Origin of the sequence: Streptomyces sp. NPDC002463, from assembly GCF_042889835.1 — a bacterium.
Classification (GTDB): Bacteria; Actinomycetota; Actinomycetes; order Streptomycetales; family Streptomycetaceae; genus Streptomyces; species Streptomyces nymphaeiformis.
In genome coordinates this window covers 300,754-317,999 of record NZ_JBIARL010000002.1, presented here as the reverse complement: position 1 = coordinate 317,999, position 17,246 = coordinate 300,754, and the positions used below count along the sequence as shown (strand labels likewise).

Below are 17,246 nucleotides of genomic sequence, written 5' to 3'. Positions count from 1 at the left end.
GACGGCCCCCGCCGTCAGCGCATGCTGCGCACGTCCAGGTGGCGCAGCACCCGGTCCACCACCTCGGGGTCGGCGCCGGGTTCGCTGCGGGCCGAGAGGACCTCGTGCCGGGCGGCCGACATCAGCTCCCGCTGGATCCGCTGCACCGCCTTGAAGCGCTTCGTCCGCTCCACGTAGGCGGCCCGCCGCTCGTCGTCCACCATGTCGGGGCTGATCCGCGCCCCGATGTCGTACGCCCCGCGCAGCAGCCGCTCCTGGACCTCCTCGGGCAGCTCCTCGACCTCCTCGATCTCCTTCAGCCTGCGCTTGGCGGCCTTCGCGGCCCGGATCGCGAGGTCCCGCTCCAGGGCACGCTCGGCGTCCGTGTCGGCCCGCACCCCGAGCCGCCTGACCAGCCAGGGCAGGGTGAGGCCCTGGACGACGAGGGTGGCGATGATCACGCAGAAGGCGATGAAGACGATCTCGTCGCGGCCGGGGAAGGGCGAGCCGTCGTCGGTGCGGAGCGGGATGGCGAGCGCGAGGGCGACCGAGGCCACGCCGCGCATCCCCGCCCACCACATGACGACGGTCTCCCGCCAGCTCATCGGGATCTCCTCGTCGACGTCCCGGAGCGTGTGCAGCCGCTTCGCCAGCCAGGTGGCGGGGAGCAACCAGAGGAGCCGGACGCCGACGACCACGCCGACGACGGCGGCGCCCCAGCCGAGCATCTCCGCGCCGTGCCCCTTCGCCACGCCGAAGACGTGGATGAGCTCCAGGCCGATGAGGCCGAAGGCGATGCCGGTGACGAGGGTGTCGACGACCTGCCAGAAGGTCTGCCCGGCGAGCCGGCCCATGACGTCGTCGGCGTCGGCCGCGTGCTCGGCCAGGAAGAGCGCGGTGAGCAGGACGGCGAGGACGCCGGAGCCGTGCAGCTCCTCGGCGAGGACGTAGCTCACGAAGGGGACGAGGAGGGTGAGGCCGGTCTGGAGGGTGACGTCGCCGAGCAGTCCGATGAGCTTGTTCGCGAGCCAGCCCAGCACCAGACCGACGACGACGGCGACGACGGCGGACAGCACGAACTGGCCGAGCGCCTCGGGCCAGGAGAAGTGGCCGCTGACGACGGCGGAGATCGCCACGTGGTAGAGCACGATCGCGGTGACGTCGTTGAAGAGCCCCTCGCCCTCCAGGATCGACACGAGCCGGCGGGGCAGCCCGAGCGAGCCGGCCACGGCGGTGGCGGCGACCGGGTCGGGCGGCGCGACGAGGGCGCCGAGCGCGAGGGCGGCGGCCAGCGGGAGGCCGGGCACGAGCGAGTGCGCGACCGCGCCGACGGCGGCCGTGGTCACGAAGACCAGGGCGACCGCGAGCAGGAAGATGGGCCGTCTGTTGGCCGCGAACTGCCGCCAGGAGGTCCGCTGCACGGAGGCGTACAGCAGGGGCGGCAGCACCAGCGGGAGGATGAACTCCGGCGGGACCTCGACGTTCGGCACGAAGGGCAGGAGGGCCAGCACGATCCCGACGAGGGTCATCAGGACGGGCGCGGGCAGCCCGAGCCGGTCGCCGAGGGGCACGGTGACCAGGGCGCCGAGGAGCAGCAGGAAGAGCAGGGCCAATTGATCCACGGCCCCACCCTGTCACGTACGCCCGTTTTGGAGGCGATTGGCCCCCGTATGTGCCGTGAGGCGGCGGCTGCTACAGCGCCTTGCGCATCGCCCGGTGCGGCATGTCCGCGTCGGGGAACTCGGGGCCGTACGCCTCGTAGCCGAGCCGCTCGTAGAAGCCGAGCGCGTGGGTCTGCGCGTGCAGGTCGACGGCGCTCAGACCGCGCTCCCGCGCCGCGTCCTCGATGGCGCGGACCAGGGCGGCGCCCACGCCGAGGCCTCGCGCGGCCTCGGAGACGGCGAGCCGGCCGAGGGAGCCGACCGAGGCGTCGGCGCCGGTCTTGCCGACCGCGTCCGCCCCGTGCAGCAGGCGCCCGGTGCCGAGCGGCAGTCCGTCCGCGCGGACGGCGAGGACGTGCACCGCGGTCTCGTCGTACGTGTCGTACTCGATCTCCTGCGGGACGCCCTGCTCCTCGACGAAGACCTCGCGGCGGACCGCGAAGCACGCGTCCCGGTCGTCGCGGCCCAGGGCCTCCTTGACGGTGTACGCGGTGGTCACTGGCTCTCCGAGGCGATCCGGTCGAGGGCCTTCTGCAGGTCCGCGGGGTAGGTGCTCTCGAACTCGACCCAGGAGCCGTCGCCCGGGTGCTCGAAGCCGAGGCGGACGGCGTGCAGCCACTGCCGGGTCAGGCCGAGGCGCTTGGCGAGCGTCGGGTCGGCGCCGTAGGTGAGGTCGCCGACGCAGGGGTGGCGGTGGGCGGACATGTGCACCCGGATCTGGTGGGTGCGGCCCGTCTCCAGCTTGATGTCGAGCAGCGAGGCCGAGCGGTACGCCTCGATGAGGTCGTAGTGCGTGACCGAGGGCTTGCCGTCGGCGGTGACCGCCCACTTGTAGTCGTGGTTCGGGTGCCGGCCGATCGGCGCGTCGATGGTGCCGCTCATCGGGTCGGGGTGGCCCTGGACCAGCGCGTTGTAGCGCTTGTCGACCGTCCGCTCCTTGAACTGGCGCTTGAGCGAGGTGTACGCGTACTCCGACTTGGCGACCACCATCAGACCGGAGGTGCCGACGTCGAGGCGGTGCACGATGCCCTGGCGCTCGGCGGCGCCGGAGGTGGAGATGCGGTACCCGGCGGCGGCGAGGCCGCCGATGACCGTGGTGCCGGTCCAGCCGGGGCTGGGGTGCGCGGCGACGCCGATCGGCTTCATGATCACGACGATGTCGTCGTCGTCGTGGACGATCTCCATGCCCTCGACGGGCTCGGCGACGATCTGGACGGGCGCGGGCGCGCCCGGCATCTCGACCTCGAGCCACGCGCCGCCGCTGACCCGCTCGGACTTGCCGACGACGGAGCCGTCGACCTGGACCTTCCCTGCGGCGGCCAGCTCGGCCGCCTTCGTACGGGAGAACCCGAACATTCGGGCGATGGCGGCGTCGACGCGCTCGCCCTCCAGGCCATCGGGAACGGGCAGCGTGCGGATCTCGGGACTCGTGCTCACCCGTCGAGTATGCCTTGTCAGTCCTTGTGGACGGTGCCGTCGGGGTCCAGGCCCCGGAACGACAGGATGACGATCAGGATGCCGCCGCAGACGATCGCCGAGTCGGCTAGGTTGAAGACGGCGAAGTGCGCGGGGGCGATGAAGTCCACGACCGCGCCCTCGAAGACGCCGGGCGAGCGGAAGATCCGGTCCGTGAGGTTGCCCAGCGCGCCGCCGAGCAGCAGGCCGAGCGCGATCGCCCAGGGCAGGCTGTAGAGCTTCCGCGCGAGCCGGATGATCACGACGATCACGGCGGCCGCGATGCAGGTGAAGATGATCGTGAAGGCCTCGCCCATGCCGAAGGCGGCGCCCGGGTTCCGGATGGCGTCGAGCCGCAGCAGGTCGCCGATCAGGTCGATCGGCTCGTGGCCCTCAAGCTTGGCGACCACCAGCATCTTGCTGCCGAGGTCGAGCAGGTAGGCGAGGACGGCCACGACGAAGAGGGCGACGATCCTGCGCCTGCCCTTCGGCCGCTCCTCGGGAGCGGCCTGGCCCTCGGGGGCCGGCGTGCCGTCGTGGTCCGACGTGCCGCCCGGGGCCGCGGTCTCCTCGCGGGCCGCCGACGCGTCGGAGGCGGCCGTCTCGTCGGCCCCTGCTGAATCCGGCGTACCGATGATGCGCTCCGCCTCTGCCACGTGAGTGAGTCCCTCGACCTCGATGCCTGACCGTGCACCGAGGGTACGGCACAGGCGTACGAGACCGGCAGCCGAGATCGTCAGCCGCGCCGCTCCTGTCGCTGTTTGTCCTCGACGCAGAGCGTGGCCCGCGGGAAGGCCTGCATCCGCGCCTTGCCGATCGGCTTCCCGCACACCTCGCACAGGCCGTACGTGCCCGCGTCGAGCCGCTCCAGGGCGTGCTCGGTCTGCTCCAGCATCTCCCGGGCGTTCGCGGCCAGGGCCAGCTCGTGCTCGCGGGTGATGTTCTTGCTGCCGGTGTCGGCCTGGTCGTCGCCGGCGCCGTCGCCCGAGTCCCGCATCAGGCCGGTCAGCTCCTCCTGGGAGTGGACCAGCTCGCTGCCGAGCCGCAGCACCTCCGCCTGGAGCGCGCTGCGGGCCTCGGCGACCTCCTCCGGCGTCCAGGGGTCCTCGCCGGGACGCACCGCGAGCTCGCCGGGACGCGCCGGGGGCACCGCCACCTCGTCCCCGACGGTCGTGACGCCACCCGCGGTCTTCTTCGCTGCCACCGTCCTGGCTCCTGTCTGCTTCTTCGCGGCGGACGCCTTCCTGGCTGCCGCCTTCTTCGCCACGGCCTTCCTGGCGGGCACCGCGGCGTCCTCCGGGGCAGCGCCCTCCGAGGCCGCGACGCCGTCCTCCGGGGCCGCGTGCTCCGGGGCGGCGTCCTTCGGGGCCGTCCTGCGGGCCGCGGTCTTCCTGGCCGACGTCTTCTTCGCGACCGATTTCGCGACCGTCTTCTTGGCCGGCGCCTTCCCGTCGACCGTCGACTTCTTGCCGGCCACGTCCTTGGCGACCCCGGCCGCACCGGTGGAACCGGCGGCCGAGGTCTTCTTCGCGGCGGTCTTCTTCGCCACCATGTCGCGGCCCCTTCACATTTTGTGATCTTGCTCGCGAATCGTGCTGGGACGATAAATCGGCCCGAGGCCCGCGGCAACGGGGCACGCCGCCGTTCCCACCCGCCCCCGCTCCCCGCGGGGCGGGCCTGCCTCCGTTGTGCCCAGCTCCCCGCCCGGTTATCCGTCCCGCCCCTCCCCCACATGGCCGCAGCGGAACTCCGGCCCGCCCCGTATGGCCATTCGGGTCACGCGAAAACCGGTCTGCCACCCTGCGCTCCGCCCCGTACACTGGGCGGAGCGAAAGGCTTGGATGGGGACGAGTAGCGTCGCAAGCAGCCATGAGCGACCCGGGGACGGTGAGAGCCCGGGGGCGAGCCCGATGTGAAGCATCACCCCGGAGCCGTCGGAAGAAAGCCGCAGCACAGCGCGGCGACTAGACCCGGCGTCGCGACCCCAATGAGGGGGCTCAGGGCGTCCGCGCCCGGGGCCAAGGAGGGTGGTACCGCGGGAGCAGTGCTCTCGTCCCTCCGGACGGAACGAGGAACATCCGCCGGAGGAAGATCGATGTCTTCGCAGTACCGCCAGGTACCCGCCCAGGTAGACCTGTCCGCCCTCGAGCACGCCGTGCTCGACTTCTGGCGCGACAACAAGGTCTTCGCCAAGACCCTTGAGCAGTCCGAGGGACGCCCCGAGTGGGTGTTCTACGAGGGCCCGCCGACCGCCAACGGCATGCCCGGCGCCCACCACATCGAGGCCCGCGTCTTCAAGGACGTGTTCCCCCGCTTCCGGACCATGCGCGGCTACCACGTGGCCCGCAAGGCCGGCTGGGACTGCCACGGCCTGCCGGTCGAGCTCGCCGTCGAGAAGGAGCTCGGCTTCTCCGGCAAGAAGGACATCGAGGCCTACGGCATCGCCGAGTTCAACGACAAGTGCCGCGAGTCCGTGACCCGGCACACCGACGCGTTCGCCGAGCTCACGACCCGCATGGGCTACTGGGTCGACCTCGACGACGCGTACCGGACCATGGACCCCTCGTACATCGAGTCGGTCTGGTGGTCGCTCAAGCAGATCTTCGACAAGGGCCTGCTCGTCCAGGACCACCGCGTCGCCCCCTGGTGCCCCCGCTGCGGCACCGGCCTCTCCGACCACGAGCTGGCGCAGGGGTACGAGACGGTCGTCGACCCCTCCGTGTACGTGCGCTTCCCGCTCACGTCCGGCCCGCTCGCGGGCAAGGCGGCCCTCCTGGTCTGGACGACGACCCCCTGGACCCTGGTGTCCAACACGGCGGTCGCCGCGCACCCCGAGGTGACGTACGTGGTCGCCACGGACGGCGACGAGCGCGTCGTCGTCGCGCAGCCGCTGGTCGAGAAGGCTCTCGGCGAGGGCTGGGTCACCACAGGCGAGTCCTTCACGGGCGCGGAGATGGAGCGCTGGACGTACCAGCGCCCCTTCGAGCTGGTGGAGTTCCCGGCCGAGGCCCACTACGTGGTCAACGCCGAGTACGTCACGACCGAGGACGGCACGGGTCTGGTCCACCAGTCCCCCGCCTTCGGTGAGGACGACCTCAAGGTCTGCAAGGCGTACGGCCTGCCGGTCGTGAACCCGGTCCGCCCCGACGGCACCTTCGAGGAGGACGTGCCGCTCGTCGGCGGCGTCTTCTTCAAGAAGGCCGACGAGGCGCTCACCGCCGACCTGGACGCGCGCGGGCTGCTCTTCAAGCACATCGCGTACGAGCACAGCTACCCGCACTGCTGGCGCTGCCACACGGCCCTGCTCTACTACGCGCAGCCGTCCTGGTACATCCGGACGACCGCCGTCAAGGACCGTCTGCTCCAGGAGAACGAGAAGACCAACTGGTTCCCGGAGTCGGTCAAGCACGGCCGCTTCGGCGACTGGCTGACGAACAACGTCGACTGGGCCCTCTCCCGGAACCGCTACTGGGGCACCCCGCTGCCGATCTGGCGCTGCGAGGACGGCCACCTGACCTGCGTGGGCTCCCGCGCGGAGCTGACGGAGCTGACGGGCGCCGACCAGTCGGAGCTCGACCCGCACCGCCCGTACATCGACGCGGTCACCTTCCCGTGCCCCAGCTGCTCGAAGACCGCCACGCGCGTGCCGGAGGTCATCGACGCCTGGTACGACTCGGGTTCCATGCCGTTCGCGCAGTACGGCTACCCGTACAAGAACAAGGAACTCTTCGAGTCCCGCTACCCGGCGCAGTTCATCTCCGAGGCCATCGACCAGACCCGCGGCTGGTTCTACACGCTGATGGCGGTGGGCACCCTCGTCTTCGACAAGTCCTCGTACGAGAACGTGGTCTGCCTCGGCCACATCCTCGCCGAGGACGGCCGCAAGATGTCCAAGCACCTGGGCAACATCCTCCAGCCGATCCCGCTGATGGACCAGCACGGCGCCGACGCCGTCCGCTGGTTCATGGCGGCCGGCGGCTCGCCGTGGGCGGCCCGCCGCGTGGGCCACGGCACCATCCAGGAGGTCGTCCGCAAGACGCTCCTCACCTACTGGAACACGGTCGCCTTCCAGGCGCTCTACGCCCGTACGTCCGGCTGGGCGCCGTCCGCGGCGGACCCGGCGCCGGCCGACCGCACGGTCCTCGACCGCTGGCTGCTCTCCGAGCTGAACACGCTCGTCGCCCAGACGACCGAGGCGATGGAGTCGTACGACACCCAGCGCACCGGCAAGCTGATCTCGGCGTTCGTCGACGACCTCTCCAACTGGTACGTGCGCCGCTCGCGCCGCCGCTTCTGGCAGGGCGACGCCGCCGCGCTCCGCACCCTGCACGACGTCATCGAGACGGTCACGCGCCTGATGGCCCCGCTGACCCCGTTCATCACCGAGCGGGTCTGGCAGGACCTGGTGGTGCCGGTCACCCCGGACGCCCCGGAGTCGGTCCACCTGGCGACCTGGCCGGAGGCGGACGCCGCCCTGATCGACGGCACCCTCTCGGAGCAGATGCTCCTGGTCCGCCGCCTGGTCGAGCTGGGCCGGGCGACGCGCGCCGAGTCGGGCGTGAAGACCCGCCAGCCGCTGTCCCGCGCGCTGGTCGCGGCCACGGGCTTCTCGGCCCTGTCGCCGGAGCTCCAGGCCCAGATCACGGAGGAGCTGAACGTCTCCTCGCTCGCGTCCCTGTCGGAGGTCGGCGGCTCGCTCGTCGACACCACCGCCAAGGCGAACTTCCGGGCCCTGGGCAAGCGCTTCGGCAAGGGCGTCCAGGACGTGGCCAAGGCGGTGGCCGCGGCCGACGCGGCGGCCCTGTCGCTGGCCCTCCGCTCCGGCGAGGCGACGCTCTCGGTGAACGGCGAGGACATCACCGTCACGCCGGAGGAGATCATCATCACGGAGACCCCCCGTGAGGGCTGGTCGGTCGCCTCCGACGCCGGCGCGACGGTCGCGCTCGACCTGGAGATCACCCCCGAGCTCCGGCGCGCGGGCCTGGCCCGTGACGCGATCCGCCTGATCCAGGAAGCCCGCAAGAACAGCGGCCTGGACGTGGCGGACCGCATCGCCCTCCGCTGGACGTCCGCGTCCCCGGAGACGGTGGAGGCCCTGACGGCCCATGCGTCCCTGATCGCGGACGAGGTCCTGTCGACGGACTACGCGCAGGGCGAGGCGGACGCCGCGTACGGCCCGGCCTTCGAAGACGAGGGCCTCGCCCTCACGTTCCAGCTGCGCAAGGCGTAACCCCACACCGAAGGGCCCGGCACCGGAACGGTGCCGGGCCCTTCGCCATACCCGCCGTTGTGGGCAATCGTTCCGCTGGGGCGAGGGGGGTCCCCTGCTCGAGCGAAGCCGAGAGCTCGGGGGAGGGTGGGCACAACGGACCCGCGCCCTGCCGGCGCCAGAGGCTCCCGCGCCCTGACCCGCACCACCTTGTGCGCCGCACTCGTGGTGCGGATCCAGGCACGGAACGCGGAGGCGCCGCTGAGGGCGCCGTCCCGCGTGCCCACCCGTCCCGCCCTGCGGGACGCCTGCCCACACGGGCGCGGCGTGGGCACGCCGAAGGGCCGGTTCCCCGGGGAGGGGAACCGGCCCTTCAGGCTGCCGACGGCTACGCGCTCAGCGCGCTGGCGCCCGCCGCCTCAGTTGTCGTCCTCGTCGATCAGAAAGCCCCGCATCGGCGCCGGCGCCTGCTGCATCGGCTGCGGTGCCTGCGGCCGGACCGGAGCCATGGGCTGGGTCATCGCCGGGGACATCTGCTGCTGGCCGCCGTAGGAGGGCGCGCCACCCATGGACGGCGCACCGCCCATCGCGCCGTTCCCGCCGTAGGACGGCGCGCTCGCGCCCGCCGAGGCCATGGACGGGGCCGGCGGCAGCGAGGCCGTGGCCGGGGTGCGCGGCGGAGCCAGCGAGTCGTCCGCCTGGGTCTCCAGCTGACGCAGCTGCGACTCCAGGTAGGACTTCAGACGCGTGCGGTACTCGCGCTCGAAGCCGCGCAGGTCCTCGACCTTGCGCTCCAGCGTGGCGCGGGCGGACTCGAGGGAGCCCATCGCGACGCGGTGCTTCTCCTGCGCGTCCCGCTCAAGAGCGTCCGCCTTGGCGCGGGCGTCCCGCTCCAGGCCCTCGGCGCGGGAGCGCGCCTCGCCGACGATCTTGTTGGCCTCGGAGCGCGCCTCGGCGATCGCCTGGTCGGCGGTCTGCTGGGCGAGCGAGAGGACACGCGCGGCGCTGTCGCCACCGGGACCCTGCTGCGGCTGCTGCATCTGCGGCGGCTGCATCTGCTGCTGCTGCGGGTGGCCCATGGGGCCGCCCTGCATCGGGCCGGGACCCATCGGGCCGCCCTGCATGGGGCCACCCTGCATCGGGCCGGGGCCCATGGGCCCGCCCTGCATGGGGCCGCCCTGCATCGGGCCGGCGGGAAGCGCGGGGGCACCGGACGGCAGCTGCGGCGGGCCCATCTGCGGCTGCTGCTGGGCCGGCGGTCCGGATATGGCGGCGGGCACGGGCGCGCCGGGACCGACGGGACGATCCTGCGGCTCCGGGGGCTTGCGCATGGCCTGCTGCTGGTTCTGCGCGGCGGCACGCGTCGCGGCGGCCAGCTTGGCGCGCAGGTCCTCGTTCTCGCGGAGCAGGCGGGTCAGTTCGGCTTCGACCTCGTCGAGGAAGGCATCGACCTCGTCCTCGTCATAGCCTTCTCGAAGGCGGACGGTCGTGAACTGCTTGTTCCGCACGTCCTCGGGGGTCAGCGGCATCTCTTCTTCACCTCTACGTAGTCGTCGGCAGTCGGCAAGACCGTATCGTCCACTTGTTCCTCCACCATCACCTCGCGAAGCTGCTCACGATGGAGATCAGGATGTAAACGATGATCATCAGAACGAAGAAGGACAGGTCGAGTGCCACGCCCCCGAGACGCAGCGGCGGGATGAGTCGCCGCAGAAGCTTGAGCGGTGGATCGGTGACAGTGTAGGTGGCCTCAAGGACGACCACCATCGCCTTACCGGGTTGCCATGAACGGGCGAACTGGAAGACGTAGTCCATGACAAGCCGGACGATCAGGAGGACGAGGAAGCACATCAGCACGATGTAGACCACCTGTAGTGCGACGCCCATCCCGCGTTTCCCTCTCCCCTGGCTTTCGTGCTCTCGCTTGTCCGGCCGCTAGGCGACCGGTCCGTCCGGTTCTCGTGTTCTCAGCTCTGGTTGAAGAATCCGCCCTCTGCGATCCGGGCCTTGTCCTCCGCCGTGACATCGACGTTAGCAGGCGACAACAGGAACACCTTCTGCGTCACGCGCTCAATGCTGCCATGGAGCCCGAAGACGAGTCCGGCGGCAAAGTCGACAAGTCGCTTCGCGTCCGTGTCGTCCATCTCCGTGAGGTTCATGATCACCGGGGTGCCCTCACGGAAGTGTTCCCCGATGGTACGGGCCTCGTTGTAGGTCCGCGGGTGCAGCGTGGTGATGCGGTACGGCTCCCGCTCGGACACGACCTTGGGCATGATCACCGGTGCGTTCTTCTCCAGGCTCGGACGTTCGGGTGTGATGGATGCCACGGGGGCAATTCGGGCCGGACGTCCGCTTTCGGCGAGTACCGGGACGGAATGGGCGATCGGCTCCCGGGGGGCCGGGGGCTGCACCACTCGTACCGGCTCCTCGCGCTCCACCTGACGCGGGGGGGTGTGGCGCCGGTCGCGCTCGGGCTCCGGCTCCAGCTCGGGTTCGAAGTCGTCGTCGGGGTCGAAGCCCCGGCCGTCGTACCCATCGTCCTCCACGAGGCCGAGGTAGACCGCCATCTTGCGCATCGCGCCGGCCATGCTCTGAGTCCTCCGCTCTGTGGTGGATCGGCCTTGTCACCAAGGGCCGGCGATCCACGGGTCGTCCCGCTGCTCTACGGAATGACCATATTTTCTGCTGTGGTCCGACTTGCTTCGCGACGTTACCCGAGCTTCGGGCGGACTCCGAGTACCGCCGTACCGACGCGTACGTGTGTCGCCCCGGCAGCGACGGCCTCCTCGAGGTCCGCACTCATCCCTGCTGACACCATGTTCGCAGCCGGACGGGTCGCGCGCAGGACAGTCGACAAATCCATCAGCCGGTCGAAGGCCGCGCGTTGCCGTCCCGCGTACTCCCCCGCGAGCGGGGCGACGGTCATCAGTCCGGCGAGTCGCAGTCCCGGCGCGGCGTCCACGGCCGCGGCCAACTCCTCGACCCCGTCCGGCGCGACACCGCCGCGGTCGCCCCGCTCGCCGGACTCGGCGTCGAGCGCGACCTGGATCAGGCAGCCGAGCTCGCGGCCCTCCTTCTCCGCGGCCGCGGAGAGCGAGGAAACGAGCTTCAAACGGTCGACGGACTGCACCACATCGGCATAACCCACCACAGATCTGACCTTATTGGTCTGCAACTGGCCCACGAAGTGCCAGGTCAGGTCGAGGTCGGCACAGGCGGCCGCCTTGGGGGCGGCGTCCTGGTCCCGGTTCTCGGCGACGTGCCGGACCCCGAGCTCGTGCAGGAGTCTGACGTCGCTCGCGGGGTAGGTCTTGGTGACCACGATCAGGGTCACCTCCTCCCGCGGGCGCCCGGCTGCGGCGCACGCGGCGGCGATGCGCTCCTCCACCGCGGCGAGGTTCGCGGCGAGTTCCGACTTGCGATCCGTCATGTCTCTTCTCGGTTCAACCAGACATATCCCGCGAGTCGCCCTGTGGTGCGATCGCGGCGGTACGAGTAGTGGTCGCGCGATTCCAGGGTGCAGACCCCGGCGTCCTCGATGTCCCGGACCCCGAGCCGCGCCAACTGCGCGCGCACTCCGGCGGCGACGTCGACGGCCGGGGTTCCCCAGGAGGTCTCCGCGTGCGCGGCGGGTTCGACGGCCGCGACCTCGGCGCGCATCGCCTCGGGCACTTCGTAGCACCGGCCGCAGACGGCGGGTCCGGTGCGGGCGACGATCCGGGCGGGGTCGGCGCCGAGCTTCGTCATCGCCGCGACGGCGGCGGGGACGACGCCGGCGACCATCCCGGGCCGCCCGGCGTGGGCGGCGGCCGCGACTCCGGCGACCGGATCTGCGAGGAGGACGGGGACGCAGTCCGCGGTGAGCACCGCGAGGGCGAGTCCCGGCCGGGCGGTGACGATCGCGTCGACGGACGGGATGTCCGCGTCGCCCCAGGGTCCGTCGACCTCGACGACGTCTGCGCCGTGCACCTGGTTCATCCAGACCACCCGCGCCGGGTCGAGCCCGAGGGCTCCGGCGGCGGCGGCCCGGTTGGCGAGGACGGCCGCGGGGTCGTCCCCGACCGCTCCACCGAGGTTGAGCTCCTCGTACGGAACGGCGCTCACCCCGCCCCACCGGTCGGTGAAGGCGAAGCGGGCGCCGTTCGCGTCGAAGCGGTGTCCTATCACTTCAGGAAGTCCGGGACGTCCAGCTCCTCGGCCTGGCTGTCCGCGTACGGACGGGCCGGGGGGACGACCGGCGGGGCGGGCGTCAGCGGGACCTCGTTGACGACCGGGGCGGGCTCGACCGGGATCGAGACCGGCTCCTCGCGCGGGGCGACGGTGCCGAGGCCGCCCAGCGGGCGGGGGGTCTCGGTGATGCGGGGCGCCGGGGCCGGCTCCTCGCGCTTGGCCGAGACCGAGCCGATGATGTTGTCCCGGCGGGCCGGCGGCTGGCCGCCGTCGAAGCCGGCCGCGATGACGGTGACCCGGACCTCGTCGCCGAGGGCGTCGTCGATGACGGCGCCGAAGATGATGTTGGCCTCGGGGTGGGCCGCCTCGCTGACCAGCTGCGCGGCCTCGTTGATCTCGAAGAGGCCGAGGTCGCTGCCGCCGGAGATGGAGAGCAGCACGCCGCGGGCGCCGTCGATGGAGGCCTCGAGGAGCGGCGAGGAGATCGCCATCTCGGCCGCCGCCACCGCGCGGTCGTCGCCGCGGGCGGAGCCGATGCCCATGAGCGCCGAACCGGCCTCGGACATGACCGACTTGACGTCGGCGAAGTCGAGGTTGATCAGACCCGGGGTGGTGATGAGGTCGGTGATGCCCTGGACACCGCTCAGGAGGACCTGGTCGGCCGACTTGAAGGCGTCGAGCACGGAGACCTGGCGGTCCGAGATCGAGAGCAGTCGGTCGTTGGGGATGACGATGAGGGTGTCGACCTCTTCGCGGAGCTCGGCGATGCCGTCCTCCGCCTGGTTCGCGCGACGGCGGCCCTCGAAGGTGAACGGCCGGGTGACCACACCGATCGTCAGGGCGCCGAGCGAGCGCGCGATGTTGGCGACGACGGGCGCGCCGCCGGTGCCGGTGCCACCGCCCTCGCCTGCGGTGACGAAGACCATGTCGGCCCCCTTGAGGACCTCCTCGATCTCCTCACGGTGGTCCTCTGCCGCCTTGCGACCGACGGCCGGGTTGGCCCCGGCCCCGAGGCCGCGGGTGAGTTCACGGCCGACGTCGAGCTTGACGTCGGCGTCGCTCATCAACAGCGCTTGCGCGTCGGTGTTGATCGCGATGAACTCGACGCCCTTGAGGCCGACCTCGATCATTCGGTTGATGGCATTGACACCACCGCCGCCGACACCGATGACCTTGATGACTGCGAGGTAGTTCTGCGGTGCTGCCACGTCGAAGGCCTCTCGCCTCGAGTTACGTGTCGTCGCTGCGCGGTTGGTCGCGCCGCTCCGACGGATGCCGATTGGGACGGTCCGAACGCCGACCCGAACCCTAACGTTGAAGTTTAGGGTTACCAGTGTCGCTGTTCGCTGGACTCTTCCGAACAGGACACTAAGTCGACAAGTGGCGCACGTTCAACGAACACGCCGAACCTCCCGTTTTTCTTTTCACCCTATGTGATCACCCGTAGCGCTGGCCAACCAGGGTGCTGGCCAGCGGAGATGACCGTCAACTCCCGGACGAAGCGGGCGCTGTGGGGGCACTTACGTCGAAGTGACCCGCTTTGGGACTTGCCTTCATGAGGGCGGTCAGCACCCGGGCCTTGACCGAGCCGTCCTCACCACTGCCCCAGAAGACCGTTCGGCCCCCGGTCAGCTCCAGGGTGACGGAGTCGTACGAGGTGATGCGCACGACACGAGTGTCCCGGACGATCTGCGCCGGGAGTTCACCCCGGACGCGGACCGCCTCCCGGAGCAAGCGGTCCGCGCCGAAGCGGCGGAGGCTCGGCGAGGAGGCGCCGTCGAGGACGAGCCGGGGGACGCCGCGGGGGGCGGTGTCGACGGTGGCGAACCGCAGCCCCGTCGCGTCCACTTCGGTGAACTTTCCGCCCTTTTCCACCAGAAGAACAGGCTGCCGTTCCGTCACTTTCAGCCCGATTCCGTGCGGCCATGACCGCTCGACGTCGATCGACTCGATCCGCGGCAGCTCCTGCCGGAGCCGGGCCGCGATCGCTTCGGTGTCGACGGTGACGAGCGGGGCGCCCATCGGGACGGCGGCGACCGCCTCGACCTCGGCCGGGGTCAGGACCCGGGTGCCGGAAGTCTTCACACGTTCCACACGGAACCAGGTCGAGCCGTAGAGCGCCCAGACCCCGCCGACCACGAGCGCGACGAGGCCGAGCACCACGAGGAGGACCCGGGGGGCGGGTACCCGGAACCTACGGTTCCGGTTGTTGGCGCCGGACGACCGCCCCGACGACCCCTTCGACTTGCTGGTACCGCGCTTCTCCGCGGTCGTCGGTCCGGCTGCCACCCGGCGCCTCCTGCCCTCAGTCCCCCGCCGCCGCTGCTAGCGGGAGGCGATCGCCTCGTACACCATGCCGACGAGCAGGTCGTCGGCGTCCCGGCGGCCGAACTCGGCGGCGGCACGGGACATCTCGTACAAACGGTGCGGATCGGCCAGTACGGGCAGGACGTTGCCCTGCACCCACTGCGGCGTCAGTTCCGCGTCGTCGACGAGGAGTCCACCGCCGGCCTTGACCACCGGCTGGGCGTTGAGCCGCTGTTCGCCGTTGCCGATGGGCAGCGGGACGTACGCGGCGGGCAGCCCGACGGCGGAGAGCTCGGCGACGGTCATCGCGCCCGCGCGGCAGAGCATCATGTCGGCCGCGGCGTACGCGAGATCCATCCGGTCCACGTACGGTACCGGCACGTACGGCGGCATACCGGGCATGTTGTCGACGCGCGGCAGCTCGTTCTTCGGGCCGACCGCGTGCAGGATCTGGATGCCGGAGCGCTGGAGCACCGGGGCGATCTGCTGGATCACCTCGTTGAGCCGGCGGGCGCCCTGCGAACCGCCGGAGACCAGCAGCGTCGGCAGGTTCGGGTCGAGGCCGAAGGCGGCACGCGCCTCGGGCCGCACCCGCGCCCGGTCGAGGGTCGCGATGGTGTGCCGCAGCGGGATGCCGATGTACCGGGCGTTGCGCAGCTTGCTGTCCGGGGTGGCGACGCCGACCCCGGCCGCGTACCGCGAACCGATCTTGTTGGCGAGGCCGGGCCGGGCGTTGGCCTCGTGGACCACGATGGGCACCCCGAGGCGCTTGGCCGCCAGATAGCCGGGCAGGGCCACGTAGCCGCCGAAGCCGACCACGCAGTCCGCCTTGGTGCGCTCCAGGACCTGCTCGGCCGCCTTGATCGTGCCGCGCAGCCGCCCGGGGACGGTGATCAGCTCGGGGGTGGGCTTGCGGGGCAGCGGTACGGCGGGGATGAGCGCCAACTCGTAGCCCCGCTCGGGCACGAGCCGGGTCTCCAGACCCTTCTCCGTGCCGAGCGCCGTGATCCCCACGCTGGGGTCCTGCCTGCGCAGGGCGTCCGCGAGGGCGAGCGCGGGCTCGATGTGGCCGGCGGTCCCCCCGCCGGCGAGTACGACATGCACCGAAATTCACCGCTCTCCGGACGGGCGCTTCTTGACGCGCCGTCGCATCGACTTCCATCTCTTCCCGGCCCGCTTGCCCCAGCCGGGGCGGCGCATGGCCAGGGCCGCTTTCGCGGCGGGTTCCTGTCGCGCGAAGGCGATGAGGAGCCCGACGGCGAACATGGTCGGCAGCAGGGCCGACCCTCCGTAGGAGAACAGCGGGAGCGGGACACCGGCGATCGGCAACAGGCCGAGCACCGCACCGATGTTGATCACGGCCTGAGCCGTGATCCAGGTGGTCACACCTCCCGCGGCGAACCTCACGAAGGGGTCCTCCGTGCCTCCGGCCACGCGGATACCCGCATAGCCTAGAGCCGCGAACAGGGCGAGTACCGACAGCGTCCCCGCGAGACCCAGTTCCTCACCGGTGACCGCGAAGATGAAGTCGGTGTGCGCCTCGGGCAGTTGGCCCCATTTCTCGACGCTCGCACCGAGCCCGGAACCGAACCATCCGCCCGAGGCCAGAGCATAGATTCCGTGCGCGGCCTGCAGACAGGGGGCTCCCTCGCCGCCGGGGTCGGTCGCGCCGATGCAGTCGAAGCGCCTCATCCGGTTCGAGCTCGTCTTGATGAGCAGCACGCCGATCGCACCGGCCACCGCGAGCACGCCGACGAAGAGCCGGGTGGGCGCTCCGGCCGTCCACAGCAGGCCGAAGAGGATGGCCGCGAGGATGATCGAGGTGCCCATGTCGCCGCCGAGCATGATCAGCCCGAGCAGCATGAACGCCCCGGGGACCAGCGGCACCAGCATGTGCTTCCACTGGGTCAGGAGCCGCATGTCCTGCTTGCGGGCGAGCAGGTCGGCCCCCCACAGGATCAGCCCCAGCTTGCCGAACTCGCTGGGCTGGAGCTGGAAGGGGCCGCCGAGCGAGATCCAGTTCCGGTTGCCGTTGACCGCGTGCCCTATCCCGGGGATCTGCACGAGCACCATGAGGAAGACCGCGCCGGCCAGGATCGGGTAGGCGAGCGCCCGGTGCAGCTTGACCGGCATCCGGGAGGCGATCAGGAGCAGTCCGGTGCCGAGGAGCGCGGCGACGAACTGCTTCCGGAAGAAGTACGAGGGCACGAGGTCGTAGCGGAGCGCCGTGATCATCGAGGCGGAGTAGACCATCACGAGGCCGAGCGTGGTGATGAGCAGCCCGGCCCCGATGATCACGTAGTACGCCGTGAGAGGGCGGTCCCAGGCCTTGCGGAGCCGTTCGTACAGGCCCCGGACGCCTCCGCCGCGCGGCCGCCGCGGGGTCGCGGGGGCCCGCCCTCCGCCGCGTACGGCGGAAGGCCGGCGTGTCCCGACGATCTTGCTCGGCATGGTCGCTGTCCCCT

Annotated in this window: 15 protein-coding genes; 1 reads left to right on the top strand and 14 read right to left on the bottom strand. The window is 71.3% G+C overall.

Annotated elements, in window-relative coordinates:
- Nucleotides 1-14: 14 nt before the first annotated feature.
- The 5 genes from ACFYX3_RS06580 to ACFYX3_RS06560 all read right to left on the bottom strand — a co-directional run bounded on the left by ACFYX3_RS06580 (nt 15) and on the right by ACFYX3_RS06560 (nt 4,647).
- Entirely contained in the window at nt 15-1,601 is a 1,587-nt protein-coding gene (locus ACFYX3_RS06580; RefSeq protein ID WP_116161488.1) for a Na+/H+ antiporter, read from the bottom strand.
- Between the two features lie 70 nt (nt 1,602-1,671).
- Nucleotides 1,672-2,139 (bottom strand): GNAT family N-acetyltransferase, encoded by a 468-nt coding sequence (locus tag ACFYX3_RS06575; RefSeq protein WP_382651633.1) that lies wholly within the window; start codon nt 2,137-2,139, stop codon nt 1,672-1,674.
- Nucleotides 2,136-3,077 (bottom strand): RluA family pseudouridine synthase, encoded by a 942-nt coding sequence (locus ACFYX3_RS06570; protein ID WP_359515787.1) that lies wholly within the window; start codon nt 3,075-3,077, stop codon nt 2,136-2,138. Before ACFYX3_RS06570 ends, ACFYX3_RS06575 begins: the two co-directional genes overlap by 4 nt.
- 17 nt (nt 3,078-3,094) lie before the next feature.
- Nucleotides 3,095-3,751 carry a signal peptidase II gene (gene lspA / locus ACFYX3_RS06565; RefSeq protein ID WP_389008830.1) on the bottom strand — a complete coding sequence of 219 codons (657 nt, stop codon included), beginning with the start codon at nt 3,749-3,751 and terminating at the stop codon, nt 3,095-3,097.
- A gap of 80 nt (nt 3,752-3,831) precedes the next feature.
- The gene (locus ACFYX3_RS06560; protein WP_389008827.1) at nt 3,832-4,647 is read right to left on the bottom strand and encodes a TraR/DksA C4-type zinc finger protein; all 816 of its coding nucleotides are present in this window, start codon (nt 4,645-4,647) and stop codon (nt 3,832-3,834) included.
- Between the two features lie 543 nt (nt 4,648-5,190).
- Here ACFYX3_RS06560 and ileS point away from each other — a divergent pair.
- Nucleotides 5,191-8,325 carry an isoleucine--tRNA ligase gene (gene ileS / locus ACFYX3_RS06555; protein ID WP_389008824.1) on the top strand — a complete coding sequence of 1,045 codons (3,135 nt, stop codon included), beginning with the start codon at nt 5,191-5,193 and terminating at the stop codon, nt 8,323-8,325.
- A gap of 398 nt (nt 8,326-8,723) precedes the next feature.
- On the opposite strand, the gene ACFYX3_RS06550 is transcribed toward ileS, so the two are convergent.
- The 9 genes from ACFYX3_RS06550 to ftsW form a co-directional block, all read right to left on the bottom strand.
- Entirely contained in the window at nt 8,724-9,833 is a 1,110-nt protein-coding gene (locus tag ACFYX3_RS06550) for a DivIVA domain-containing protein (RefSeq protein WP_389008821.1), read from the bottom strand.
- A gap of 67 nt (nt 9,834-9,900) precedes the next feature.
- Complete coding sequence (locus tag ACFYX3_RS06545; protein ID WP_017238790.1) at nt 9,901-10,191, bottom strand: YggT family protein; 291 nt, start codon at nt 10,189-10,191, stop codon at nt 9,901-9,903.
- 80 nt (nt 10,192-10,271) lie between these two features.
- Nucleotides 10,272-10,892 carry a cell division protein SepF gene (locus tag ACFYX3_RS06540; RefSeq protein WP_030693462.1) on the bottom strand — a complete coding sequence of 207 codons (621 nt, stop codon included), beginning with the start codon at nt 10,890-10,892 and terminating at the stop codon, nt 10,272-10,274.
- Nucleotides 10,893-11,014: 122 nt separating this feature from the next.
- Complete coding sequence (locus ACFYX3_RS06535; protein ID WP_116161481.1) at nt 11,015-11,734, bottom strand: YggS family pyridoxal phosphate-dependent enzyme; 720 nt, start codon at nt 11,732-11,734, stop codon at nt 11,015-11,017.
- Nucleotides 11,731-12,471, bottom strand: coding sequence for a peptidoglycan editing factor PgeF (gene pgeF / locus ACFYX3_RS06530; RefSeq protein ID WP_389008816.1), 741 nt, complete (start codon nt 12,469-12,471; stop codon nt 11,731-11,733). The genes ACFYX3_RS06535 and pgeF overlap by 4 nt, the downstream gene beginning before the upstream one ends.
- Nucleotides 12,468-13,682, bottom strand: coding sequence for a cell division protein FtsZ (gene ftsZ, locus ACFYX3_RS06525; RefSeq protein ID WP_359515802.1), 1,215 nt, complete (start codon nt 13,680-13,682; stop codon nt 12,468-12,470). Before ftsZ ends, pgeF begins: the two co-directional genes overlap by 4 nt.
- Nucleotides 13,683-13,959: 277 nt before the next feature.
- On the bottom strand, nt 13,960-14,763 hold the full coding sequence (locus ACFYX3_RS06520) for a cell division protein FtsQ/DivIB (RefSeq protein ID WP_389008812.1): 804 nt from the start codon (nt 14,761-14,763) through the stop codon (nt 13,960-13,962).
- A 36-nt stretch (nt 14,764-14,799) separates the two neighbouring features.
- Complete coding sequence (gene murG / locus ACFYX3_RS06515) at nt 14,800-15,885, bottom strand: undecaprenyldiphospho-muramoylpentapeptide beta-N-acetylglucosaminyltransferase (RefSeq protein WP_351180661.1); 1,086 nt, start codon at nt 15,883-15,885, stop codon at nt 14,800-14,802.
- Between the two features lie 6 nt (nt 15,886-15,891).
- Complete coding sequence (gene ftsW / locus ACFYX3_RS06510; RefSeq protein WP_389008809.1) at nt 15,892-17,232, bottom strand: putative lipid II flippase FtsW; 1,341 nt, start codon at nt 17,230-17,232, stop codon at nt 15,892-15,894.
- Between the last annotated feature and the right edge of the window lie 14 nt (nt 17,233-17,246).